The sequence below is a fragment of the Microbulbifer sp. ALW1 genome, from assembly GCF_009903625.1.
Classification (GTDB): Bacteria; Pseudomonadota; Gammaproteobacteria; order Pseudomonadales; family Cellvibrionaceae; genus Microbulbifer.
Genome location: NZ_CP047569.1, coordinates 1,849,217 through 1,872,577 on the forward strand (window position 1 = coordinate 1,849,217; position 23,361 = coordinate 1,872,577).

The window sequence follows — 23,361 nt, forward strand, 5'->3', positions numbered from 1 at the left end:
CTCGGTTGACTCAACTAAAGCTGTGATCGCTGTCGGGGAAGGTGCCGTTTTTTACATCTTCGGCGTACTTGCGCAGGGCGCCGGGAATGTTTCCGGTTTCTTCGAGGAAATTCTTGGAGAACTTCGGTGGCTTTTCCGTGAGCCCGAGAATGTCGTTGATGACCAGCACCTGGGCATCCGTATGCGGGCCGGCTCCGATGCCGATGGTGGGCATGGAAACGGTGTTGGTAATGCGTTTGGCCAGCTCGGAGGGTACGCACTCCAGCACCAGCAGGTCTGCACCGGCTTCATCCAGCTGTACCGCGTCGTCGAGGATCTCCCCGGCGCGGTCGTCGTCGCGGCCCTGTACCCGGAAGCCGCCGAGCTTGTGTACCGATTGCGGGGTCAGCCCCAGGTGCGCACAGACCGGAATGCCGCGCTCGGTGAGCATTTTCACCGTGGGTGCCAGCCAGGCGCCGCCCTCGATTTTCACCATGTGCGCACCGGCCTGCATGATGCGGGTGGCGTTGGTGAGTGCCTGCTCCGGGGTGGCGTAGGTCATAAAGGGCAGGTCGCCCATGATCAGGGATTTCTTGTTGCCGCGAGCCACCGCTTCCACGTGATAAATCATCTGTTCCATGGTGACGGGAATGGTGCTGTCGTAGCCCAGTACCGTCATGCCGAGTGAGTCGCCGATCAATACACTCTCAACCCCGGTTTTTTGTGCCATGGCGGCCATGGGGGCGTCGTAGAGGGCGACGCAGATAAACTTTTCTCCGTCGGCCTTCATTTTGCGCAGGGTCTGTACCGTAATCGGTCTGGTCAGCTCACTGGGGGCGTAGGGCATAGTGATCACTCGCTTGCGGGCTAAATCCCGGTAAATCGGCCCGGCCTTTTGTTCTTTCGAAGGCGGCCGGGATAGGTGTGCGGAATGGTGTTTTTACGTTAAGGCATCGCAGTTAATAACTGCTTACTTTCCTGGGATTTCCTTTCCCGGGCTTTACTTTCCCGGATTGTAATAGTGGCGGCCGCTGGTCACATTCAACAGGTACTCCACCAGCTGCTGGTAGTCCTGCTGCTGGTCGACGATATCAATTTCTGCACAGTTGACGATCAGTAGGGGCGCCTGGTCGTAGTAGTGGAAAAAGTTGGTGTAGGCCTCGTTTAACGTGGCCAGGTACTCATTGCTGATGCTGCGCTCAGAGGCAATGCCGCGCTTGTGGATCCGCTCCTGCAACACATTGAGTGGTGCCTGCAGGTAGATCACCAGGTCCGGTTTCGGCGCCTGCAGGGTCAGGTGCTGGTATACCTGTTGGTACAGTTTCAGTTCATCACTATCCAGGGTGACTTCCGCGAACAGATAATCTTTTTCAATCAGGAAGTCGGCAACCCGCACCGGCTTGAACATATCGTCCTGGCGCAGGGCCTGAATCTGCTGTGAACGCTGGAGTAAAAAATGTAGCTGGGTGGGTAGGGCCGCGCTTTTGGGGTCGCGATAAAAGCGTTCAAGGAAGGGGTTGTCTTCCGGCAGCTCGAGCAAGGTGTCGTAATTGAAGGTGGCTGCGAGCTTTTTCGCGAGGGTAGTCTTGCCGACCCCAATGTTGCCTTCCACCGCAATAAAACGCGGCAGGGTCCGACCTTCGAGGTTGAGCTCATGGGCCAGGTTGTCTGCGCTGTAATCTTCGGTGGGGGATTTGTCAGAGGTTACCGCAGTGGACGAAGCGGCATTGGATGGGGCTGAGTCGGAAGCGGTAAATCTTGTCACCGGGAGTACTCCTTCTTTTCCCTGATTACAGTCGATGTAAGCGGTTGGCCGGGCATTGTGCCAGCAACTGCGGCAGTGGTGTGCCGTCGGGCATGATCAGCGCCGGGGCCAGCTCTGCCAGTGGTTCCAGTACAAAATTTCTTTCTGCCATACGCGGGTGGGGCACGCTGAGCCGCTGGCTTGCGATCTGATCACCCCCGAACAGCAGGATATCCAGATCGAGCGTGCGTGCGCCCCAGCGCAGGGTGCGCTCGCGGCCGTGCTGGTTTTCTATTGCCTGCAGGGCATCAAGCAGGCTTTCCGCATCGAGCGCCGTTTCCAGGCAGGCTACCGCATTGACGTAGTCCGGCTGTTCGCCGGGGCCGATAGGGGCGCTGGCGTAGAAACTGGAACAACCACACAGTGCAGTTTCCGGAATCTCCGCCATGCGGTCCAGTGCGCTGCGCAGTTGCCCGGCGGGATCGGCCAGGTTGCTGCCGAGGCCAATATAACAGCGTGTCACTTGTGATATCCGCTCAATTTGAAGGGCCTTGACCACCTTGGGCACCGCTGCGGCGACGTCCGCCACGGTTGCGGCGGCCGCGGCCCTTTTTCGCACCGGGGGCATTGCGCGGCAGGTCGCGAATCATCTGCAGGCGTTGGTCTTCGTCGACTTGCTGGAAGTCTGTCCACCACTGGCCGAGGCCCGCGGGAATCTCACCGCTGTCTTCCCGCAGTAACAGGAAGTCGTAGGCCGCGCGGAAACGGGGGTGCTCCATCAGGCGCAAGGCGCGCTCACCGCCGCGGCGGGGCAGGCGGGATTGCATATCCCAGATTTCGCGCATGGGCATGGAGAAGCGCTTGGGTATGGCCGTGTGCACCAGTTGCCCGCTGGTAATTTTCTGTGCGGCCTGCGCCAGTGCGGGCACTGGCGGCAGTCCTTTTTCGGTCAGGAATTTCTGCTCCGAATTGACCGCCGGCCACAGCAGTGCCGCATACAGGAAGGCGGGGGTAACACGCTGATCTGCGCGGATGCGCTTGTCGGTGTTTTGCAATGCCAGGCGGGTCAGCGCCAGGGCAGACGGGTCGTCCAGCTGGCGGGCATTGTCCGGGAACAGGTGAGGCCACAACTGGTGTTCGCGCAGCAGTTCAAAGGTGCGCTCGCCATCGCCGCTCATCAAAAGCTTGAGCACTTCATCGAACAGGCGCGCCGGCGCAATATTGCGCAACAGTGGCGCCAGTTCTTTGAGGGGAGCGGCGGTGGCCGGTTCAATCTCGAAGTCCAGCTTGGCGGCGAAGCGCACCGCTCGCAGCATGCGTACCGGGTCTTCCTTATAGCGGGTTTCCGGGTCGCCAATCATACGGATCAGGCGCTGCTCGATATCGCGGATACCACCGGTGTAATCGTGAATCTCGAAACCATTGGTGGTGTAGTAGAGCGCATTGACGGTGAAGTCCCGCCGCACCGCGTCACTTTCCAGGTCCCCGTACACATTGTCCCGCAGCAGCATGCCGTGCTCGGACTGCTGCGCTTCGTGGGCCTCGCCGTCGCTGTGGTGACCGCGGAAGGTGGTGACTTCAATGACCTCGCGGCCGATACGGGCGTGCAGGATACGGAAGCGGCGGCCGACAATACGGGCGCCGCGGAACAGTTGTTTGGCTTCTTCCGGGGTGGCGTCAGTGGCGACATCGAAGTCTTTCGGGTGCCCGCCCAGTAGCAGGTCGCGCACACCGCCGCCAACGATATAGGCCTCAAAGCCGGCTTCTTGCAGACGCTTCATCACCGTGAGCGCTGCGCGGCTGACATCGCGCCGGGACAGGCTGTGGTCGCTGCGCGGGACTATGACGCGAGCGCCATTGGCCGCGGAGGGTTTTCGATTCTGTGCGGACTGGCGCGGTGGCTTTTTGCCTTTGCCATGGCCGGGCTCGTTATTTTCCGGCTCACCTTGCGTCGGTGTGGCTTTGGGCTTGCTGTGCCAGCGTTTGATGCTGCTGATCAGGGAATTGAACATAGAGCTTTCTGTGTTATCCGCAGCCCGGCGATCGCTGGGCAGCAGTACTGTGATTCCGGGCACTGACTCCGGGCAAGCAGCCCAGGTACGACAGTTTCGGACTATTGTGGGGGCGGATTCTAACACACACAGCGGAATGCACAGCTGCCGGTCCCGCTCCCTGCGGGGGCCAGCAAAAGTGTGCATGATTCTGATACGAGAAAAGAAAAAGAAAGGAATTATTCTTATTCGGTATGAAGGCAGCGGCTTCCTTGCGCTATCAATTTGCTTTTCAGCAAACCCTCTCCCAGGCACAATCAGTCAGTTTGTCACGTGCTTGTCGTTATTTTTGTTGTCTTCTACAAGTTATTGTTTTTGTTATTACTCTTTATTCTTATTGTTTATTGTTATTTTAGTTTTTATTACTTTTTGTTTATTTTTATTGTTGTTCTGAGCCTTATTGTTTTTATTGCTCGTTTTTTGCTCCGGTTTCGATCACTTTGGCTTTTATTGTCGATCTTCCCGCTATTATTTTTATTGTGCTTCGCCCGCTTATTGTCAGTTGTTATTAGGGCTTAAACAGTCATTTATTTTTATTCTTGGCTGTTATTGTTGTTTGATCTATACAAAGCAGATAGCGTGCCAACTTTTAAAAGTCCTTTAAAATCAACAGCTTAACTTTTTCTGGAACTTTTTCCTGTCACAGAAACACAGTTTTCCGTTACGCATAGCGCGGCAACTGTTACTCAACTGGGAGAGGGGGTAACACTTTCAGTTGTTACCAATTTGAGCCGGCGTTACCTAGCACACTCCCTGCGGCTCTTCTCGCATGACTTATTTCCAAGTTATTGATTTTCAATGATTTTTTTGATTCTTGTGGTTGCCTGGGTGGGCGTTTGTTACTGCCGATGGGATAGTGACAGAGCTGACAGTAGCCGCGGGTAGTTGCTGTCAGAGGCGCACTCGGGGGAGTGGAGGCCAGCAGGGATCGGGTGGGGCTGGCGGGGCGCCAGATGTAAAAAGCCCGGGCAGTGTGCTGACCGGGCTTTTTTGTGGATAACGCGAGAGGCGAAGGAGGCGGTGCGGAGAGCGAGGCTCAGGCCTCCATGGCGCGCCGGGCCTTTTTACGCGGAATGCCGAGCTTCTGGCGGCGCTCCCACAGGCATTTGCGGCTTACTCCCAGCTTCTTGGCCAGTTCCGTTTCGCTCATGGTTTCCTGATGCTCGATCACGAAACGGGCGAAGTAGTCTTCCAGCGACAGATCCTCCCGCGGATCCGCGTGCAGGCTGCTGCGCGGGCGGCGTTCCGGGTCGGCTTCCTCAATGGGTACCAGGTCCAGGTCGATATCCAGGGTGCGGTGATCGATCTCGCTACTGTCTTCGGTGAGGATAACCGCACGCTGAATGGCGTTCTCCAGTTCACGCACGTTACCCGGCCAGGTGTAGGTGGTAACAGCCTGCACCGCTTCCGGTGACAGCTTGAGGGTGGCGCGGTTGATCTTGGCGCAGAATTTTTCCAGCAGGTTTTCCGCAATCGAGAGTACGTCTTTGCCCCGCTCCCGCAGGGGCGGCAGGGTCATCTGTACCACGTTGATCCGGTAGTAAAGGTCTTCACGGAATTTGCGTTCCGCCGCCAGCTGGCGGAGGTTGCGGTGGGTCGCGGCTACCAGACGCACATTGACCTTGCGGGATTCGATGGCGCCGATGGGGCGCACTTCGCCTTCCTGCAGTACCCGCAGCAGGCGGGCCTGGGCTTCCAGTGGCAGTTCGCCAATTTCGTCCAGGAACAGGGTGCCGCCATCCGCAGCGGCCACCAGTCCCTCGCGGGCAGTCTGGGCGCCGGTAAAAGCGCCCTTTTCGTGACCAAACAGTTCGGCCTCGATCAGGGTTTCCGGAATGGCGGCACAGTTGACCGAGATCAGGGGCTTGCCGTTGCGCTTGCTCTCCTCGTGAATAGCGCGCGCTACCAGCTCTTTACCGGTACCGGTTTCACCGTGAACCAGCACGGTGGCGTCGGTGGGAGCCACTTTGTGGATGCGGCTGTAGAGGTCGCGCATCACCGGGCTGTCGCCGATCATGCCAGAAATGGCGCGGCCACTGGTCTTGCTGTCGGCCGCGGCGGCACTGGCGGTGCGGTTCTGCTCGGCCTTGCCGATGACCCGGCGCACGGTGGCGAGCATTTCGTCGTGATCGAAGGGCTTGGCGATATAGTCCGCAGCGCCCATACGCATGGAGTCCACCGCAGAACGCAGGCTGGCGTAACTGGTCATGATCAGAACCGGCACATCCCCTGCCAGTTTCAGCAGGTCGGTACCGGGCGCACCGGGCAGGCGCAGGTCGGAGATGATCAGATCCATATCCGCGAGGCGGTACTTGGTGGTTGCCTCGCGAACGGAACCGGCTTCACTGATCTTGTAGCGGTGCCTCTCCAGCAGTTTGCGCAGAGCGGTGCGGATAATGGCTTCATCTTCTACGATCAGGATGTGGCTCATGTGTTACGCCTGGTTACAAAATGTTCAGAGGGGACTAAGTTTTACCTTTTGGGCGTTTCTATGCAACCCAATCTCATCGATTTGATCAATTTTTATTCGAAAAAATGCTATGCAGTGGTAACAAATCATTGGGCGATCGTACTTTAATTCTGTCCTTCGAGGGGCAATTGCACGATAAACCGAGCTCCGCGGCCGGTATCGAGGTTGGCCGGGCTCACCAGCTCCAACTGGCCGCCGTGCTCTTCCACAATGCTGTACACCATGGCGAGGCCGAGGCCTGTTCCTTCCCCGGGCTCCTTGGTGGTAAAGAAGGGTTCCAGGATGCGCTCGCGATGGGCGGGAGAAATACCCGGCCCATTATCGGTGACCGACACACAGGCAAGGCCGGCGCGGACATAGCCCTCCACATCAATGTGACCACCATCCGGACTGGCGTCGCGGGCATTGCTGAGCAGGTTGATGAAGACCTGGATCAGGCGCTGGTTGTCACCCAGCGCATAGAGGTCTTCCGGCACCCGGTTGGCAAAGGTGACCTGGGTTTTGTCCCGCTGCAATGACAGCAGCTGCACGGCCTCTTCCACGCAGGCGTGGAGATCCACCGGTGCTTTTTCGCTTTCCTGGCTGCCGCTGTGCGAAAAACTTACCAGTGAATGGACGATACGGCTGATGCGCTGGGTTTGGCTGAGGATCTGGTCTGCCGTCTCCAGCACTTCCGGATTGTCGGATTCAAACTGTAAGTTCTGTGCCAGACAGGCGATTCCGGTTACCGGGTTGCCTACCTCGTGCGCCACACCGGCGGCCAGCCGGCCAACGGAAGCCAGGCGCTCACTGTGCATCAATTCCTGTTCCAGTACCTGGGTCTCGGTAATGTCTTCCACCAGCAGCATCTGGCCGTCGCCGCGGTTGTCCTTGCCCCGGTCGCGAACGCTGTCTTTACCGGCTTCTCGGCCGTATTTGCCAGTGCGTTGTTTGAGGCGGGTTTTGTGCAGGTTCAGCCAGTGGCTGTTGCCGTTCATCTCCACCTGTTGTTTGAAGCGGCTGCCGTCAGCGGATTGCGCAAATTCGGTCAGCAGGCCGCGCCAGGGCTCTGGCAGGTATTCCAGTTTTGAGCCGATCACTTCGCTGGCGCCGACCCCGGTGAGGTCGGTCATGGCGTAATTCCACAGCAATATCTCGCCATCCCGCCCCAGGGAGCAGGCGGCCATGGGCAGTTCTTCCAGCATCTGCCGGTGGTACAGGCGCAGGTTGTTCAGCTCTGCAGCGAGACCGGTGAGCTGGTTTTTGTAGCGGCTCAAACGGGTTTCGATGAGGTTGATGTCTTTGTTCGCCGGCTGGTCACTGGTGACAAATGGCAGGTGCCGGTCGACGATCTGGCCCGCCAGCACCCGTCCCAGCAGGCCCGAGAGGTTGGCTTCCAGTTTGTCGCGCAACTGGCGCAGGGCGTAGGGGCGCCGCTCGTTTTCTGGCAGGTTGAGTTGGCGCAGGGCGCGGCTCACTTCCTGGCTGGCCGTGGCGGCGCCGAGGCTTTCCGATAGCCGCATGCGGAAGTCCGCCGCCGATTGCACGTCCAGTTCCAGGCGCAGGGCCTGACTGATGGAGTCGTCGCTGCAGAGATCCGCAGCGTAGCGCTCGAGGCTAGAGGCGCGGGTGAAAATCGACAGCCCGACAAACAGCAACACATTCATCGACAGAGACAGGGTGGTGATCTGCGGCCAGATTTCCATGCCCAGAGGAATCTGGTAACTGCCACCGGGCAAGGCGATGCCGCTGTTGCCCACCATCGCCGGAAACAGCAGTCCCGCCGCCCAGATCAGCATGCCGGCGAGCAGGCCGCCGATAAAGCCGCGGCGATTGCCCTGGGGCCAGTGGATTACAGCAAAGATACCGGGCAGAAACTGCAGGGAAGCGATAAACGCGATGATCGCGAGATCGGACAGGGACAGGCGATTGTTCAGCAGCAGGTAAAAGGCAAAGCCTGCCAGGAACAGGGCGGCGACCAGCGCCCGGCGCAGCCACAGCAACTGGCGGTACATATTGTCGTCGGATTGCCAGCGGGTTCCGGGCAGCAACCAGTGGTTCATGACCATGGTCGACAGCGCCAGGGTGATCATGATCAGGGCGCCGGTGGCGGCGGACAGACCGCCGATAAACGCCACGATGGTCAGCAGCGCGGAACCACTGGCGCGGGGTACGGCCAGGGTGAAGTACTGCACTGGCTCCGCTACATCCAGGGCAAAGCCCGCCCACATAATCGGGAAGATCGGCAGCGCCATCAGCAGTAGAAACAGCGGAAAGCCCCAGCTGGCAGTGCGCAGCCCCTGGGTGGCGGGGCGCTCGGCAATACTCAGGTAAAAGATATGCGGCATGGCCACGGCGGTTGCAATAAACACCAGCAGCAGGGTGTGGGAGGATCCCTGCTTGATCGGTGAATAGAGCAGCTGCTGCATGTCGCTGTTCTGCGCCAGCCACTTGTCGAGCCCGCCCAGACCACCGAAGACACCGTAAACGGCGTAAAGACCGACGGCCAGCAGCGCCACCAGTTTCACCAGGGATTCCAGCGCCATGGCGCTGGCGAGCCCGGCGCGACGTTTGCGTGATGCGCCGTAAGTGCTGGTGAACAGCGCCAGTAATACACAGTAAAAGAAGGCGATCAGGTCTTTGCTGGTGACGCCGCTGTCCGGCAGCGTCAGCGCTGCCACATTGTCGCGGGACAGCAGTGCCAGGGTTTCCGCCACGGCCTGGATCTGCAGCGCGATCAGGGGCAGCAGCCCCAGCAGCATAAACAGGGTGGCGAGGGTGCCCGCTTCGCGGCTGTGGTAGCGGAACACCAGCAGGTCTGCCGGTGAGGTGAGCTGATAGCGCTGGGCCAGTCGCGCCAGTGGCTCCAGGGCCACCGGTGCAAAGAGGAACATGGCGCCGGTGCCCAGGTAATAGGCCAGCACGCCGTAACCGTGCTGCCAGGCGAGGTCGATGATGCCGTAATAAGTCCAGGCGCTGAGGGAGACCCCCAGGGATAGAACATAAAAGAAGGGATGCCGCACCCAGTTGGTCGACAGCCAGCCCTTGGAGGTGGCGAAGGCGACAAAAAACAGGGCAAAAATATAGGCGACACCGATCAGCGCAATGTTGACGATCTCAAAGGTCATCGGGTTTGCGCCTCCGCTGAATAAAAATCGCCAGCAGGATCAGGACGAACCAGAGAATAAACGGGCGATACCAGGCGCCGGTGGGATTGATCATCCAGGTGAATACGGTGGGGCTGAATACATAGCCCACCAGTACCAGCAGGATTAACAGGGTACGGTTGCTCATTAAAGGCCTGTTGCGGCGTCCTGCGGTGAGGCAGATCGGACTCGTGGAAAACTGGCGCAAAATGTTAATGCGCGGTTGGGGGGGAGTTCAACCACTGGCTGCTTTTTACAGGCTTAAACAATTTGTCGGGCGGTGTTGCCAGCGATGCTCGCTCTGCATCAGTCTGCACTACTGGTCGAGCAAGCGATTCCGGCAATCCACAGCTTTCCGCTGCCAGTGCGCACAGGCCCAGGACAGGATCTGCGCGGGGGACTCTGCGGCGAGACCTGGTGGCGTCTGCATTCCGAGAAACCCCAGCGCTGTGACGAGATTGCCGGACGCCATGTGATCATCCAGCGCCGCGGCGTGATTCTGTTTGCTCAGCTTTTGACCACCGGTATTCATGACCAGAGGCAAATGGCCGAACTGTGGCGGCTCGGCGCCGAGCGCGCGAAATAACTGGCGCTGGATCCCTGTGCAATCCAGCAGGTCGGCACCGCGCACCACGCAATTTATCCCCTGGGCGATATCGTCAACCACCACCGCCAGCTGGTAGGCGTAGAGGCCGTCCTTACGTTTGAGGATCGGGTCCTCGTGAATGGCCTGGGTCTGTTCGCCTTGCCAGATATCCGAAAAATGCTCGGTAGCGCCGGCGCAATGAAAGCGCAGGGCGTAGTCACCCTGTTCACCCACACAGTTGTCTCTCTGGTGCCCGCCGGCTTTGCGCACCTGTTCGCGGGTGCACGAGCAGGGGTAAACCAGGTCCTGCTCGCGCAATTGCTCCAGGGCCTGCTGGTACAAAGGGTGGCGGTGGCTTTGCCAGGCGACGGGGCTGTGGCTGTGCATGCCGTGGGCGCGGATGGATTTCAGGATGCGCTCTGCGGCGCCGGGCATTTCCCTGGGGGGATCGAGGTCTTCCATGCGCACCAGCCAGTGGCCGCCGTGGGCAATCGCATCCAGATAGCTGCCGAGGGCACATACCAGGGAGCCGAAATGTAACGGGCCAGTGGGCGAGGGGGCGAATCGGCCGGTGTAGGCACCGGTAAGTTCATTGCCAGAGGGCTGCTTGCCTGAAGCTGGCGATGGCGCGGTTGGGCTAGTCAAAGCAGGAGGGGAATTGGTCACTGAAGGCAGATGCCGGGCGGCCTGATCACGAGTGCCGCCCGGTTGGGTCTGAATCCGTACAGCGGATCAGCCGGAAATCTGCTTTTCCTTGATCTCTGCCAGGGTTTTGCAGTCAACGCAAAGGGTGGCAGTGGGGCGGGCTTCCAGGCGACGAATGCCGATTTCCACGCCGCAGGCTTCACAGAAACCGTAATCGTCTTGATCGATCAGCTCCAGGGTAGAGTCGATCTTCTTGATCAGCTTGCGTTCGCGATCGCGGGTGCGCAGTTCCAGGCTGAATTCTTCTTCCTGGCTGGCGCGGTCGGCCGGATCGGGGAAATTCGCAGCTTCATCTTTCATGTGAGAAACGGTGCGATCCACTTCTGCCATGAGCTCGCCTTTCCAGGCCAGCAGCAGATTGCGGAAATGCTCCTGCTGCTTCTCATTCATGTACTCCTCGCCCTTCTGTTCCTGATAGGGCTCGAAGCCGTGCAGAGAATCGGATTTCGCAGCAGTATTGGGCATAGTCATTGCCTCTCTCGTAAAACGGGCCCTGTTTTATAGGGGCTCTACAACCAAATTCAAGCCTAGCAGGCACAAAGCCTTACGGACGCAGGCTGTATCCTCAGGTCGCCTTCGCGACCAAGGCGAGGAAACTATCAAATCTCTCTGGTCTGCGCCACAAAATGTTGCCCTGAGGGCGGTGCCAGCGATGATCCTCCGGAAAAGTGGGGAGCCGATGGTGTATTCTAGCGGCCGTTTTTTCTACAGGTTGGCGTGCAGTCCATCCTTTACTGACTTTTTTGCAGGTTTTTCGTGAAGCTAGATCCTCCCCTGTCCCAGGGAAATCTTTTGCGCCGCTACAAACGCTTTCTTGCGGATGTCGAACTTTCCACTGGTGAAATTATAACCATCCATTGCCCGAACACCGGTTCGATGAGGAACTGCTGGGGGGAAAATACGCCATGCTGGTTTTCTGACTCGGGCAACCCCAAGCGCAAATATCGCCATACCCTGGAAATCACCACTACCCCGGAAGGGGCACTGGCCGGGGTAAATACTGGTCGCGCCAACCACCTGGTGGAAGAGGCAATTCGCGACGGCGTGGTGGCGGAGTTACAGGGCTATGAGACCCTGCGCCGGGAGGTGAAATACGGAGAAGAAAACAGCCGTATCGATTTCCTGCTGAGCGGAGCGGCCGGCGACTGCTATGTGGAGGTGAAAAATGTGACCCTCGCGCAAGAGGCGCAAGGCACGCGGGGGTTGTTTCCGGATGCGGTCAGCAGCCGCGGTGCCAAGCACCTGCGCGAGCTGCAAAAACTGGCGGAGGCCGATGTGCGTGCAGTGCTGTTTTACTGTGTGCAGCACTCGCAGATTGAGACGGTGGAAGCGGCCGTGGATATCGACCCCGCCTATGCCGCAGCGCTGGCCGAAGCCGTGGCTGCGGGAGTGGAAGTACTCGCCTACCGCGCGGTATTGGGTGCCGGTGAAATCCGCCTGACGAAAGCCGTACCTTACCGGCCCGTGGCGACGGACTGATCAGTCCGCCAGTATCACGTAGAGCCCATCCTGGGCGTATTCCACTGGCACTGGCGTGAGTGCATCGCCGGCACAGGGGCCGGCAATGCATTCGCCGGTGCTGATCTCGAACAGGGCGCCGTGGGAGGCACACTGGATCAGGGCCTTTTCTGAATCCAGAAACTGGTTGGGTTGCCACTCGAGATTGATGCCCCGGTGCGGGCAGATGTTTTTATAGGCGAATACCTCGCCGTCTTTTTTTACCGCAAAGACATTATCCAGACCAGCGCTGTTGTCGCCCAGGGAAAAGCCCTTGGAGTCGCCTTCGTTGAGATCTTCGTAGCGGCAGAGAAAATGTTTTTGCATCTTGTTGTATAAATTTTGTGTGTGTTCGGGCAGTGAATTGGCTGCCCTAAAGTTTTACGGCGCCGGGTTTCAGGGCGCGGCGAGTTTAATCGACGTCTGCAGTGCTTTGCCATCGCGCAGGTAGTCCAGGCGCACCTGATCCCCGGGGCGGTGGTTTTCCAGTGCATTCATCAGGTCGTCGTAATTACTGATGGGGCTGCCATCCAGCCCGACAATCACATCCCCCAGTTGCCAGCCACCGCGACTGCCCCGGTAAACGCCGCGCAGGCCGGCTTTGTCGGCGGGCATGCCCGGCGCGGTACGCAGTACCGCAACGCCTTCGAAGTCGTAGCGACTCGCCCACTGATCCGGGGCGGATTCAATACCCAGAATCGGCCGCACCAGGCGGCCGTGGGCGATCAGCTCGGGGACAATTTTTTTCACGGTATCCACCGGAATCGCAAAACCGATCCCGACACTGGCCCCACTGGGGCTGTAGATGGCGGTGTTGACGCCGATCAGGCGACCGCTGGAATCCAGCAGCGGGCCGCCGGAATTGCCGGGGTTAATTGCCGCATCGGTCTGGATGACATTGCGGATGGTGCGGTTGCCGGCCGCGTCAATTTCGCGGCCCAGGGCACTGACTACACCGGTGGTGAGAGTGGTGTCGAGACCGAAAGGGTTGCCGATGGCCAGCACCTTGCGCCCCACTGCCAGGGTGGCGGAATTGCCCGCGGCCAGCGGCTTGAGCAATTCCCGCGGGGCGTCGATTTTGAGTACCGCCAGGTCTTTTTCCGGCGCCGTGCCCACCAGCTCCGCCGACCACTCGCTGCGGTCCTGCAGGGTGATGGTGATCTTGCGCGCCTCTTCAATCACGTGGAAGTTGGTGACCACGTGCCCCTGCTCATCCCAGATAAACCCACTGCCGGCCCCTTTGGGTACCGTGTGCAGGCGCAGGGTCCAGCGGTCCCGCACCAGGGTTTCGTTGGTGACGTACACCACCGATGGGCTGGCAAAGTTGAACACCTGCATGGTGTTTTGCTCGTCATCGGTCGAAAACTGGGGAATAGGGGAGTTGGCGCTGGCGTTCAGGGGGGTACCCAGCAGGGGAAACAGCACCGAGAACAACAACACCGAGAACAACAACGTCAGCGGAAGGGCGAGCTTGCGGGAATTTTTTATTGGATTCATGGCATTGGACATAGTTGCGGTCAGCGATGATGGGGCCGCCGGTCATTCACCCAAACCGGCAGGCCCATGACGGGATTCAGTTAACGCGCAGAATTTTGCAACGCCAGAATCCGATCCTCAAGTGGTGGGTGACTGGCGAGCAGAGCAGCCATGCTGTTGCCGTAAATACCAAAGGCCTTCATGTTGGCGGGCAGCGGTTGCTCGCGGCCGGACTCGGATTCGGCCTTGATACGTGCCAGTGCGGCGATCATGGCATTGGGGCTGGCGAGGTGGGCACCGGCGGCATCCGCCCGATACTCACGGCGGCGACTGAACCAGGCCACCACCATCATGGCGACGACGCCGAACACCATATCCATGATGATGGAGGTGATGTAGTAGCCGATCCCCAGGCCCTGCTCGTTGCGCAGCAGCACCCGGTCGACAAAGAAGCCCACGATCCGCGCAAAGAACATCACAAACGTATTTACCACGCCCTGAATCAGGGTCAGGGTGACCATGTCACCGTTGGCGACGTGGCCGATCTCGTGGCCGATAACCGCCCGCGCTTCGTCGCGATTGAAACGCTCCAGCAGGCCGGCACTGACGGCCACCAGGGCGCTGTTGCGGTTCCAGCCAGTGGCGAAGGCATTGGCCTGGGGCATAGGGAAAATCCCCACATCCGGCATACCAATTCCGGCTTTCTGGGACAGCTCGCGCACGGTTTCCACCAGCCAGCGTTCATCGGCTGTCTGTGGCTGGTCGATGACCTGGGTGCGGGTGGACATACGGGCAATGGTCTTGGACATCAGCAGTGAAATCAGCGCACCGCCAAAGCCAAAAACCGCACACATGACCAGCAGGCCGGGCAGGTTCAGATTGACGCCATTCGCATCCAGAATGCCCTGGATACCCAGCAGGTTAAATATGACGCCAACCAGCAGCATGACGGCCAGGTTGGTTAGCAGGAAAAGCCCTATTCGTAGCATCAGCTTTCTCCGAAAGCAGTTGGAATAAAACGGTTGGTCCGGTTCATGACCTGACGGTTGGACAGAGGAACTCTGGCGAGTTTCAGGAGGCCATGAGCAATCCTCTCTGGCCTGCTGTTCAAGCCGTGGTTATCGGGAATTTGATAAGGTCGCAATGCCCCAATTACAAGTCTTACGGTACCGGCAAACGGCAAAATTTTACGCGCTGCGCGCGTCGTCTCGGGCTGTGGGCCCCGATCGCCGGGTAAGGCTCTGGGTAAGGTTTCTGGGTACGGTTACTGGCTAAGGTTACTGGGTGATATTGCCGGGGTATGGATATTCAGGAAGCGGTGGCGAGCGCGAAGGCTTACGCGCTGTCTTTGCGGGAAAGCAGTTGCTCGGCTTCACTGACCAGGTTGGCCTTGAGGTCGGGATCGAGGTCGTTCCAGTGAATATCGAGAAGGGCGCCCTGCAGGGCGTACAGAAGAACGCGGGAGGCATTGATGCCGCGGCGGCGGATACTGGCGAATGCCTCGACCGGACCCACGCGGTGCAAATCGTCCAGCGTGCGAATACCGATGGAATGCAAAATGTTGACGGAGGCGAGCCCCAGGTTTTTCAGTTGCAACAACTCTGATTGACTAGGGTGCATAACATTCATTCCCTGAACAGTTAAGACGCTCATTCTTCGGTATATCGCCAGCAGCACTTTCACTGTGCTTCGTGTACGACGGAATTTTTGCGATCTACCAACCCTGCTTCCTGAGATCATCGGAAGCACGTTTTACCTGACTCGAGCCCGATGCTGAATGCAACGGGCGTCCAACATAGCACAAAAAAATAAAAGGCCAAACCGTGATAGCGGTCCAAGAAAGGTGCAAATAAAAATGCTTCTTTTTTACCGCATGTGTAACTTTCGGCTTGGTCCGGGTCCCTGTTATCCGGTGGTACCTTTGTGCTATTAAGTCACATCTGCAGCAAAAGCCTAGTCTGCATTGGCGAAGTTTGCAGTAAGGTTGTTTCGTCGCAAGGCGCTGTTTTTTGTCCAGAGGTTTACTTTTGATGAATCCCCATCTGCGCAATATGTTGTTTGGTCTCAATGACGCGCACGTCATAGTCGAGCCCGTGTCGGGGCAACTGATGCACCCGGAGGCGCTGACGGCTTTTGACCAGTTACGTCGGGATGCACAGGAAGCGGGTTTTTCCCCAACGGTGGTTTCCGGGTTCCGGGATTTCGAGCGCCAGCGCGCTATCTGGAACGCCAAGGCGCAGGGATTGCGGCCCTTGCTGGACAGCGACGGGTGCGCACTCGACGTGGCGCAATTGTCGCCAGAGGAGATTGCATTCGCTATATTGCGCTGGTCGGCACTGCCCGGTGGTTCACGGCACCACTGGGGCACAGATTTCGACGTGATCGATGCGGCTGCCGTACCAGAAGATTACCGCGTACAGCTGACACCGGACGAGGTGTGCGATGCGGGAGTATTCGGCCCATTCCATTGCTGGCTGGATGAGTGTATCGCCAGCGGCAACAGTTATGGATTATTTCGTCCCTATGCTGAAGATCGCGGTGGAGTAGCGCCGGAGCGCTGGCACCTGAGCTATGCGCCAAGAGCGAAGGAATTCCAGCAGTTGCTGTCGGCGGAGGTACTGCGTGAGCAGTTGGAACTTTGCCAGCTGGACGGCGAACTGGCGCTGGCGGATACCATTTGTGCGCAGATGGACACGATTTATCCACGCTTTGTGTTGGTTCCGGAAGCGGCCTACCCCAGTAACATCAGCCGCCTTTAACCGTGCCAATGATTGATTCGCCTGAGCAAGGACAAAACCCGGGGATTGATGCCATCAACGTCAGTGAATTGAAACACCGTGATATCTGGTCCGCCATGCGCGCGGAAGCGGCAGCAGCGGCCTCCGGGGAACCGGTGCTAGCCAGTTATTTCCACAATACGGTACTGCGCCACCGCACACTGGATAAAGCACTGGCTTACCAGTTGGCCTCGGTGCTGGATCATGCGGCGCTTACCGCAACGGCATTGCAGGAAGTGATCGCCGCGGCACTGGCGGATGAGCCAGCGATCTCGCGCTGTATGCAGGCGGATATTTGCGCCTGGTTTGACCGCGATCCGGCCTGCGATCAATACCTGACTCCGTTTTTGTATTTCAAAGGCTTTCACGCCTTGCAGTCACACCGTATTGCCCACTGGCTGTGGCGCAAGGGGCGCCACACCCTGGCCCTGTATTTCCAGAGCCAGGTATCCGAGCAGTTCGCGGTGGATATACACCCGGCGGCCAGGTTCGGCTGCGGCATTATGATCGACCACGCCACCGGTCTGGTGGTGGGGGAGACCACGGTGGTGGAAGACGATGTTTCCATTCTGCACTCGGTCACCCTGGGGGGCAGTGGCAGTGGCGGCGGTGATCGCCACCCCAAAATCGGGCGCGGTGTGATGATCGGTGCCGGTGCCAAGGTCCTGGGACCTGTGTGTATCGGCGAAGGGGTTAAAATTGCCGCGGGCAGCCTGGTGCTGCGGGATGTGCCGGCTCACGCGACCGTTGCTGGCGTGCCGGCGCGCATTGTCGCCGGTTGCGCGCGCGACAAGTCTGCAGCGGTGCCGGCATACACCATGGATCAGACCCTGGACCAGCCCCAGGAGCAGTCTCCAGAACAGTCTTCGGAGCAGGCCCCGGATCAGACACTGGATTCCGAAGACTGAATCCGTTTGAATATTCCCCTGGAAAATAACACGCCGGTTACGGCGGACCATCTATTGAGATCGAGGTGCCTTCCATGTCCGAGCCGACTTACAGCGTCATTTTTCGCGGTGATCTGCAGCCTGGTTATACCCTTGGTGATGTGAAAGCCAACTTTGCCCGCTTGTTCAAGGCCGGCCCGGAGATGGTCGAGAAGCTTTTCAGTGGCAGGCCACTGGCGATCAAAAAAGGCCTGGGTAAATCCCAGGCCGAACAGCTGCAGGCAACACTGCATAAGCTAGGCGCACAGTCGTTGATCAAGCCGGAAGTGGATTCTCCGCAACCTGTAGCGGCCCCCAGAGCGGTAGAGGAAATACCCCCAGCACCGCAAAGTGCGGCGGCGGTGCCAGAGGCAGCACCGGAGGCGGCGGGTGATTCTGCCGGTGCGGGATTCACATTGGCGCCGATGGAGGGTTATTTGCTGAAAGAGCACGAGCGGACGGCGGTAGAGCCAGTGCAGGTTCCGGTCAGCCACCTGAGCCTCAAGCCGGCGCAGGGAAATCTGGTTGAGGCGGCGGAGCGCCCGCCAGAAGCGGTGGCACAGGTCACTGTGCCGGATTGGACGCTGGGCTCACCGGGCGGTGGTAAAGCGAATTTTACATTGCCCGATTGACTGTACCCGATTGAGTAATCGATTGACGTTGCGGCCGGCGTTTCCGTACCTGATTCTGTGATCAGAATGCCAGTTTCACTCCCACCGCAAAACGGCGCCCATTTTCGTAAATTCCCTGGGGGATACCGCTGGCACTGTGGATCCGGATGACCTCATTCGTCAGGTTGATGGCTTCCAGAGAGAGTGCCAGTGTCGGCGACCAGCGCCACTGGCCTGTCGCATCCCACTGCTGATAGGCGCCGGTCTCGCTCTGGGAGCCGGCAATGATTTCCCCATAAGAGCGCGAGCGATAGTTGTAACTCAGGCGCGCTTCCCATTGCGCTCTTTCCAAATACAGTGATGCATTGAACTGGCTGCGGGAATTTCCCGGTAATTCCAGCTTTCGGCTGCCGTCCTCCGATGGCACGCTGGCATCGGTATAGGTGTAATTGCTGAGTATTCCCCACCCCTGGCTAAATCCCTGTTGCCATTGAAGCTCCAGTCCGCGAATGGTCGCGCCCGGACCATTCTGCGGCCGGGTAATGTAATGCTGCTCGCCGTCGATCCACTCCGGGGCGACGTGGGGGTAAACAAAGGTTGAAATATCCTTGTAGAAAGCCGTCGCGGAAACCAGCGAAGCATCGGCAAAATACCACTCGATCCCAAGGTCCAACTGATCCGCGCGGTAGGGTTCAAGCTTGGGATTGCCTGCGGAACCGTAACCACTGGTCGGATCCACAATGATATTGGGGGTGAGGTCCTGGAAGTTGGGCCGGGCCATCACCTGGGCGATGCCGAGGCGGCCGAGCAGGTCGCCGCTCCAGTGATATTGCAGGTTGAGGGTCGGCAGCCAGTCCTGGTACTGGTTTTGCTCATGGCGCAGTTGCTCGGGAGCATAGGCGCTGGCCTGCTGTCGGGTAGCCACCGCGCGCAGGCCCGCGTTGCCTTCCCAGTCCCCGGTCCCAATATCCAGGCTCGCGTAGGTCGCCAGACTCTGTTCACGAATGCGGAAGAAGGCACTACGATCGTACTGGTACTGCATGGCACCGTTCCGCAAGCCCGGATTGATTACCGCCCGCAGCAGTGCGGCATCGGCCAGCGCGTAGCGCACCAGGGTGCCACTGTTGGCACTTTGTGCGCTGAGCGTAGGACTGAGGCCGCGACTGACCTGGTCCAGGCCGGTGAACTGCAGTGTCTGCCAGATATCGGCGTCGCGATCGATTTCGCCCACCGTGAGGTTGTTCTCCACCCGATGGTCGCGATATTTCAGCCCCCATTGCGCGCGCGTGAGCCAGCCGTTTTCGACGTCGTAACCCAGATCCCACTGGCCGTAGTACTCGCGACTTTCCATTGCCCGTATCCAGTCCCGTGACAGCGGCGACAGCTGGTCCAGTGCTGCGGGATCCTCCGGATCCAGGTCGAGGTACTCGGTTGCAATGTGATCCCGCTCGAGGTGAAAGGCGACGCGGCTGTTGCCGGTGAAGCGGTACAGGCGGTCGTGGCTGGTGCCGCCGCGGGCACTGGTGTGGCCAAATTGCATGTGGCTGTCCCAGGTATCGCCGCTGTAGTGGATGTCGATATCGTCAACCTGGGTATCGATGTACGCCTGGCGCTGGATGCCATCGAGCACGGCGCCAGTGCTGTCGGCGTTGCCGAGGGTGCCGCCTGAAAGCATCTTGTGGCCATCGTCGCTGGTCAGGAATTGCGGACGGGTTACGATCACCGGAGGTGTCTCACTCAACTTGTACCCGCCGGGCGAAAACAGGAAGTTGTGGTTGCTGTTTTCAATATCCATCTGTGAGCGCACCAGATTTAATACGGCGTCCCACTGCGCGTTCGGGTTCCACTGCAGGGTAATATTGCCTGTGGTGTGATGGCGTTGCTGCTGCAGCAGCGCCGAGCCTCCGCCCCACACTGCGTACACATCCTCGGTGACATTGCCCTGTTCATCGGTGATGGTGTAGAGGTTGTTGTCGGCAAAGGTTTCCAGGCCGTCGCGGCGACTGTCCCGTTGCTGCCAGTTGAGCGAGGCCAGTACGCCGAGGGTTTGTGCCGTATTTTTCCAGCTGCCCAATGCCGAGCCCTGGGGCGCCCAGCGCTCCGCCAGTGCGCTGTATTGTTGTCCCACCGCCAGGTGCAGTTCCCGGTTGTCCATCTCCAGGGGTTTGCGCGTGCGCACGATTACGGTACCGCCAATGCTGCCTTCGTCCAGGTCGGCGCGGGGTGTTTTGTGTACCTCCAGCGACTGCACCAGCTGTGACGCCAGGGTGGCGTAATTGAAGCCGCGACTGAGATTGTCATTGGCCCACCAGTAGGCGGAGGCCACATGCTGGCCATTCAGCAGGGTGCGGTTGATATCTTTATCGGTACCGCGGATATTCACATCCCGTCCCTCTCCCCAGATACGATCCACCGATACACCGGCAATCCGCTGCAGTGCATCGGCCACGTTGTGGTCGGGGAACTTGCCAATATCCTCCGCGGTGGTGATCTCCACCAGGTTGTCACTGGCCTGTTTGATGGCCAGGCTTCGGCGCAAACTGGTGCGCACGCCGGTAACATAGGTTTCTTCTAGTGGGCGTGGTCGGCGGATATCTTGCGGGTGCGAAGGTGTTTCCGGTTCGGCGGTGGCGGTCACAGGTGTAACCACCGGCGCGATCACGACCGTGCGATTGCGGCCGAGTTGCGCTTCAAGCCGGGTATTTCTGAGCAGTTGTGTCAGCGCTGCCTGTGGGGTCAGGTCACCGCGGACGTACACGGAGATTTGTTCCGGCAGCTGGTCCCGCCGGTAAAACAATTGAAGCTGCGCCTGCTCGGCGTAGAGTGTCAGCGCCTCGGGCAAAGGCTGCGGGGGAATGGCAAAAGGAAGGCGCTCCCGTTCAAACCAGCTCTGCTGTTGCGCGGATACTGGGAAAGTTGCTGTTGAGGAAGTTGTTGCCGGAATCCCGGTTAGCTGCGGCGCGATGGACGGATTTTTGGTGAGTGCCAGCGCCGCCGGTGTGGCACCGGCGGATATTGTTAGAACGAACGCCCGGAATAACGCGGCGGGTGGCGCCGCAAGTCTTGCGTGCCGGCGTTGGGCGGGAACCTTTTTTTCCTTCATTATTATCGTTTGGCTGAGCGGGGCTATGGCGTCAGGACTCTGGCATCAGGGCTATGGCGTAATGAGACCGAAACCGCAGATTCGCCAAAATACCCGATAATCGTCAAAGCCCGCAAGGGAGCTGGTCGCAGACCCCATAAATTGGGAGGCCAGAAAAAAGTTTCATAAAGCTGTCGGGTTTTCCCGCTGGTCAGCGTTTGCAGAGGTATGAGTCAACGTTTGCAAAAAATAAACACACCAGGCGGCTGTTTCGCGGAAGGAGGGACCTGTGATTAGTTTCAAATCCCGGCCCGCTCTGCGTCTGGTGCCTGCGGGATCAGCATCGGTACATGATGACGGCCGCAGCGCATTTATTGAGGCACTTTACAGTGAACACCGTGTGGCACTTGGTCACCATGTTTCCCGAATGTTGCCGGGGGGGCGCCCGGAGGCGGAAGTCATACTGCAGGAAACTTACATCAAACTGCTGCGCATGGAGAATCTGCAGCCTTTGCAAGAAAACCCCCGGGCCTACCTGTTCACCATTGCCACCAATCTGGTGCGCGACAGCCTGCGCCGCCACCTGCGGCGCAAGACCGAGCAGCACGACAGTTTTGAAGAGCGGGAGCACGCATCCCGCGAACCTTGCCCGCAGCACAGTGCGGAGTGGCAACAGAGTCTGCAGCAATTGAAGCAGTCGTTGCTCAAGCTGAAACCCCTTACCCGCAAGGTTTTCCTGTTGAGCCGATTTGAAGAAATGACGTATCCAGAGGTCGCCGCGGCCCTGTCGATCAGTACCCGCAGCGTGGAGCGGCATATGAGCAGTGCCCTGAAGCACCTGCAGCAAGAGTTGAATGAGTTGTTATGAACCCGAAGCGCGAATTAGACAAGAGTATCCGGGCGCAGGCAGCAGACTGGTTGGCGCGACAGCAGAGTGGCGCCATGAGTGCCGCGGAATCTGATGCCCTGGAACAGTGGTTGCAGGCGAACCCGTTGCATCGCCAGGCCTTTGCGCAGTGCCAGCAGTTGGCGCTGATGACGGACTTTCTGAAAGAGGATCCGGAGTTGAACGCGGGACTCCCGGAAATCCGCAAGGCTGTGCGCCGTCGCGCCCAGTCTCTTCGTGCCCCATATCAATGGCGCTGGTTGGGAGCGATTGCCGCGACGATCCTGGTGCTGGTGGCCGGGGTCATTGCGCGGGACAATTATGCGATCGACTATTACCAGACCGAGATCGGTGGTCAGCGTGTTGTGCATCTGGAGGACGGATCCACCTTGATGCTGAACACCAATACCCGGGTAGGCGTGCGTTACCAGCGTAAGCAGCGCTCCCTGTTTCTCGAGCGCGGTGAAGCCTTTTTCATGGTGGCGAAAAATCCGGAGCGGCCCTTTGTGGTTGCTGTGCGCGGCTCAGAAGTGCGCGCCCTGGGAACCGCCTTCAACGTCGCGCTGCAGGCTGACCGGGTACAGGTGGGCGTTACCCAGGGAATCGTTGAGGTGAGGGCAGAAGATGCTACCGGTGAAACCCAACAGCTGGCAAAAATGTTGCCGGGGGAGGGTGTTCGCTATACCGCGACCAACCCACGGGACAGCAGTGGGGTTGTGCCGGTGAACCTCGATCAGGTCACTGCCTGGCAAACGCACCGGATTTATTTTGACAATGAACGTCTAGAGGACGCCATCGCTGAATACAACCGCTACACCACGCGCAAGATGGTACTGGTGGGGGATGCCCTGACCAATCAGCGTATCAGCGGCGTGTTCAATATTGGCGATGCCGACGGCCTGGCTTTTGCACTGGAGCAGGGGTTCGGAGCGCGTATCAATAAAACCGACCAGCGTATCCTGGTGCTCGAACCCCGGCAGTAACCGCTGGGCTGCCTCGACTCACAAATCCGCGGTGGCAAAGTGGTGACTGGTGATGTCAAAGCCTTCGCGCAGATAGAACCGGTGCGCGGAGAAACGCTGTACGCCGCTATCCAAATGTAGCTGGCCGCAGCCGATCTCTTTTCCGTATTGTTTCAGCCACTGGATCAGTAAGCTTCCCGCCCCTTTTGAACGGTGGGCTTCGCAAGTCACCAGATCATCCACATAAATGTGTTTGCCCCAGGCCAGCTTTTCACTGACAACAAATCCGGCGACACAAAGCATATGCTGATGTTCGGTGACCCCCGCCAGTAGGTAACCCAATGCCTGCTGCTTGTGGATTTGCGCCATTATGCTTTCCAGGTCGTACTGTGGGCGCAATTGCAGCAGCACCTTCGCGGCGGCTTCCAGTTCGGCGTTGGTGGTCAGTAACTGGGCGTGCATATCGGGCCCCTTAATTAGTGGT

The 23,361-nt window shown here is 58.9% G+C and carries 21 protein-coding genes; 6 read left to right on the plus strand and 15 right to left on the minus strand.

The window, feature by feature from the left end:
- Positions 1-10: 10 nt before the first annotated feature.
- The 9 genes from panB to dksA form a co-directional block, all read right to left on the minus strand.
- Entirely contained in the window at positions 11-826 is an 816-nt protein-coding gene (panB, locus tag GRX76_RS07515; RefSeq protein ID WP_160152740.1) for a 3-methyl-2-oxobutanoate hydroxymethyltransferase, read from the minus strand.
- A gap of 153 nt (positions 827-979) precedes the next feature.
- Positions 980-1,642: a deoxynucleoside kinase gene (locus GRX76_RS07520; protein WP_160154872.1), complete on the minus strand. Its 663-nt coding sequence runs from the start codon at positions 1,640-1,642 to the stop codon at positions 980-982.
- 127 nt (positions 1,643-1,769) lie between these two features.
- Positions 1,770-2,246, minus strand: a complete 477-nt coding sequence (gene folK / locus GRX76_RS07525) for a 2-amino-4-hydroxy-6-hydroxymethyldihydropteridine diphosphokinase (protein ID WP_160152741.1) — start codon at positions 2,244-2,246, stop codon at positions 1,770-1,772.
- Positions 2,247-2,259: 13 nt separating this feature from the next.
- Positions 2,260-3,735, minus strand: a complete 1,476-nt coding sequence (gene pcnB, locus GRX76_RS07530; RefSeq protein WP_160152742.1) for a polynucleotide adenylyltransferase PcnB — start codon at positions 3,733-3,735, stop codon at positions 2,260-2,262.
- A gap of 1,075 nt (positions 3,736-4,810) precedes the next feature.
- Positions 4,811-6,205 carry a sigma-54 dependent transcriptional regulator gene (locus tag GRX76_RS07535; RefSeq protein ID WP_160152743.1) on the minus strand — a complete coding sequence of 465 codons (1,395 nt, stop codon included), beginning with the start codon at positions 6,203-6,205 and terminating at the stop codon, positions 4,811-4,813.
- A 143-nt stretch (positions 6,206-6,348) separates the two neighbouring features.
- Positions 6,349-9,351, minus strand: coding sequence for an ATP-binding protein (locus tag GRX76_RS07540; RefSeq protein ID WP_160152744.1), 3,003 nt, complete (start codon positions 9,349-9,351; stop codon positions 6,349-6,351).
- Positions 9,341-9,517, minus strand: coding sequence for a hypothetical protein (locus GRX76_RS19170; RefSeq protein ID WP_197023780.1), 177 nt, complete (start codon positions 9,515-9,517; stop codon positions 9,341-9,343). Before GRX76_RS19170 ends, GRX76_RS07540 begins: the two co-directional genes overlap by 11 nt.
- Positions 9,518-9,685: 168 nt before the next feature.
- Positions 9,686-10,600 carry a tRNA glutamyl-Q(34) synthetase GluQRS gene (gluQRS, locus tag GRX76_RS07545; RefSeq protein ID WP_160152745.1) on the minus strand — a complete coding sequence of 305 codons (915 nt, stop codon included), beginning with the start codon at positions 10,598-10,600 and terminating at the stop codon, positions 9,686-9,688.
- Between the two features lie 87 nt (positions 10,601-10,687).
- The gene (gene dksA / locus GRX76_RS07550) at positions 10,688-11,125 is read right to left on the minus strand and encodes an RNA polymerase-binding protein DksA (RefSeq protein ID WP_160154873.1); all 438 of its coding nucleotides are present in this window, start codon (positions 11,123-11,125) and stop codon (positions 10,688-10,690) included.
- Between the two features lie 291 nt (positions 11,126-11,416).
- Between dksA and sfsA the strand changes: the two genes are divergently transcribed.
- Positions 11,417-12,139 carry a DNA/RNA nuclease SfsA gene (gene sfsA, locus GRX76_RS07555; RefSeq protein WP_160152746.1) on the plus strand — a complete coding sequence of 241 codons (723 nt, stop codon included), beginning with the start codon at positions 11,417-11,419 and terminating at the stop codon, positions 12,137-12,139.
- Here the strand turns inward: sfsA and GRX76_RS07560 are convergent, their stop codons facing one another.
- The 4 genes from GRX76_RS07560 to GRX76_RS07575 form a co-directional block, all read right to left on the minus strand.
- Positions 12,140-12,484, minus strand: coding sequence for a Rieske (2Fe-2S) protein (locus tag GRX76_RS07560; protein ID WP_160152747.1), 345 nt, complete (start codon positions 12,482-12,484; stop codon positions 12,140-12,142). It abuts the gene before it with no gap.
- 69 nt (positions 12,485-12,553) lie between these two features.
- Positions 12,554-13,654 (minus strand): S1C family serine protease, encoded by a 1,101-nt coding sequence (locus GRX76_RS07565; RefSeq protein ID WP_160152748.1) that lies wholly within the window; start codon positions 13,652-13,654, stop codon positions 12,554-12,556.
- A gap of 80 nt (positions 13,655-13,734) precedes the next feature.
- Positions 13,735-14,622 (minus strand): protease HtpX, encoded by an 888-nt coding sequence (gene htpX, locus GRX76_RS07570; protein WP_160152749.1) that lies wholly within the window; start codon positions 14,620-14,622, stop codon positions 13,735-13,737.
- Between the two features lie 346 nt (positions 14,623-14,968).
- On the minus strand, positions 14,969-15,253 hold the full coding sequence (locus GRX76_RS07575; RefSeq protein WP_160152750.1) for a TfoX/Sxy family protein: 285 nt from the start codon (positions 15,251-15,253) through the stop codon (positions 14,969-14,971).
- A 410-nt stretch (positions 15,254-15,663) separates the two neighbouring features.
- On the opposite strand from GRX76_RS07575, the gene GRX76_RS07580 reads away from it, so the two are divergent.
- From GRX76_RS07580 to GRX76_RS07590, 3 genes are all read left to right on the plus strand, one after another.
- Positions 15,664-16,392, plus strand: a complete 729-nt coding sequence (locus GRX76_RS07580) for a M15 family metallopeptidase (protein WP_160152751.1) — start codon at positions 15,664-15,666, stop codon at positions 16,390-16,392.
- Positions 16,393-16,487: 95 nt separating this feature from the next.
- Positions 16,488-17,318: a serine O-acetyltransferase gene (gene cysE / locus GRX76_RS07585; protein ID WP_160154874.1), complete on the plus strand. Its 831-nt coding sequence runs from the start codon at positions 16,488-16,490 to the stop codon at positions 17,316-17,318.
- Between the two features lie 74 nt (positions 17,319-17,392).
- A complete protein-coding gene (locus tag GRX76_RS07590) occupies positions 17,393-17,968 on the plus strand; it encodes a hypothetical protein (RefSeq protein ID WP_160152752.1) in 576 nt (191 codons plus the stop codon).
- Positions 17,969-18,029: 61 nt separating this feature from the next.
- Here GRX76_RS07590 and GRX76_RS07595 read toward each other — a convergent pair whose 3' ends face one another.
- The gene (locus GRX76_RS07595) at positions 18,030-21,050 is read right to left on the minus strand and encodes a TonB-dependent receptor (RefSeq protein ID WP_160152753.1); all 3,021 of its coding nucleotides are present in this window, start codon (positions 21,048-21,050) and stop codon (positions 18,030-18,032) included.
- 268 nt (positions 21,051-21,318) lie between these two features.
- On the opposite strand from GRX76_RS07595, the gene GRX76_RS07600 reads away from it, so the two are divergent.
- Together GRX76_RS07600 and GRX76_RS07605 are read left to right on the plus strand one after the other, a co-directional pair.
- Positions 21,319-21,897, plus strand: a complete 579-nt coding sequence (locus GRX76_RS07600) for an RNA polymerase sigma factor (protein WP_160152754.1) — start codon at positions 21,319-21,321, stop codon at positions 21,895-21,897.
- Complete coding sequence (locus GRX76_RS07605; protein ID WP_160152755.1) at positions 21,894-22,898, plus strand: FecR domain-containing protein; 1,005 nt, start codon at positions 21,894-21,896, stop codon at positions 22,896-22,898. The genes GRX76_RS07600 and GRX76_RS07605 overlap by 4 nt, the downstream gene beginning before the upstream one ends.
- A gap of 18 nt (positions 22,899-22,916) precedes the next feature.
- On the opposite strand, the gene GRX76_RS07610 is transcribed toward GRX76_RS07605, so the two are convergent.
- Positions 22,917-23,339 carry a GNAT family N-acetyltransferase gene (locus tag GRX76_RS07610; protein WP_160152756.1) on the minus strand — a complete coding sequence of 141 codons (423 nt, stop codon included), beginning with the start codon at positions 23,337-23,339 and terminating at the stop codon, positions 22,917-22,919.
- Positions 23,340-23,361: the final 22 nt, after the last annotated feature.

Excerpts from the sequence above, each read along its gene's own strand:
- panB (WP_160152740.1), bottom strand. The coding sequence starts at position 826 with ATGCCCTACGCCCCCAGTGAGCTGACCAGACCGATTACGGTACAGACC.
- pcnB (WP_160152742.1), bottom strand. The coding sequence starts at position 3,735 with ATGTTCAATTCCCTGATCAGCAGCATCAAACGCTGGCACAGCAAGCCC.
- GRX76_RS07535 (WP_160152743.1), bottom strand. The coding sequence starts at position 6,205 with ATGAGCCACATCCTGATCGTAGAAGATGAAGCCATTATCCGCACCGCT.
- GRX76_RS07540 (WP_160152744.1), bottom strand. The coding sequence starts at position 9,351 with ATGACCTTTGAGATCGTCAACATTGCGCTGATCGGTGTCGCCTATATT.
- GRX76_RS19170 (WP_197023780.1), bottom strand. The coding sequence starts at position 9,517 with ATGAGCAACCGTACCCTGTTAATCCTGCTGGTACTGGTGGGCTATGTA.
- dksA (WP_160154873.1), bottom strand. The coding sequence starts at position 11,125 with ATGCCCAATACTGCTGCGAAATCCGATTCTCTGCACGGCTTCGAGCCC.
- GRX76_RS07560 (WP_160152747.1), bottom strand. The coding sequence starts at position 12,484 with ATGCAAAAACATTTTCTCTGCCGCTACGAAGATCTCAACGAAGGCGAC.
- GRX76_RS07565 (WP_160152748.1), bottom strand. The coding sequence starts at position 13,654 with ATGAATCCAATAAAAAATTCCCGCAAGCTCGCCCTTCCGCTGACGTTG.
- htpX (WP_160152749.1), bottom strand. The coding sequence starts at position 14,622 with ATGCTACGAATAGGGCTTTTCCTGCTAACCAACCTGGCCGTCATGCTG.
- GRX76_RS07575 (WP_160152750.1), bottom strand. The coding sequence starts at position 15,253 with ATGCACCCTAGTCAATCAGAGTTGTTGCAACTGAAAAACCTGGGGCTC.
- GRX76_RS07580 (WP_160152751.1), top strand. The coding sequence starts at position 15,664 with ATGAATCCCCATCTGCGCAATATGTTGTTTGGTCTCAATGACGCGCAC.
- cysE (WP_160154874.1), top strand. The coding sequence starts at position 16,488 with ATGCGCGCGGAAGCGGCAGCAGCGGCCTCCGGGGAACCGGTGCTAGCC.
- GRX76_RS07590 (WP_160152752.1), top strand. The coding sequence starts at position 17,393 with ATGTCCGAGCCGACTTACAGCGTCATTTTTCGCGGTGATCTGCAGCCT.
- GRX76_RS07595 (WP_160152753.1), bottom strand. The coding sequence starts at position 21,050 with ATGAAGGAAAAAAAGGTTCCCGCCCAACGCCGGCACGCAAGACTTGCG.
- GRX76_RS07605 (WP_160152755.1), top strand. The coding sequence starts at position 21,894 with ATGAACCCGAAGCGCGAATTAGACAAGAGTATCCGGGCGCAGGCAGCA.
- GRX76_RS07610 (WP_160152756.1), bottom strand. The coding sequence starts at position 23,339 with ATGCACGCCCAGTTACTGACCACCAACGCCGAACTGGAAGCCGCCGCG.